The following is a 230-nucleotide window of genomic DNA, read 5'->3' on the forward strand; positions in this document are numbered from 1 at the left end:
GCGCCGGCAGCACGGTCTGCAACACCAGCGTCGCCGAACCGGCGGTGCCGATGGAGAAACGGTAGCGGCCCGGCTGCACCCGGCCCGGCACGAAGCGCAGCGTGGTCGCGCCGAGCTGGGCGCCGTCGACATAGGCGCGGCCGACCTGCGCGGCCGCGCCGACCGCGGTGAGGTGCTGGCGCATCAGACCCGGGCGCTTGCGCTTGGCGCGGATGTGCTGCATCTCGAAC

At 74.3% G+C, this 230-nt stretch carries 1 protein-coding gene; it reads right to left on the reverse strand.

All coding sequences use genetic code 11. From position 1 onward, the window contains the following. Window positions 1-230: RNA 3'-terminal phosphate cyclase (locus tag HKX41_14030; GenBank protein ID NNC25252.1), on the reverse strand; the 230-nt coding region annotated here is incomplete at both ends.

Source organism: Salifodinibacter halophilus (assembly GCA_012999515.1).
Classification (GTDB): Bacteria; Pseudomonadota; Gammaproteobacteria; order Nevskiales; family Salinisphaeraceae; genus Salifodinibacter; species Salifodinibacter halophilus.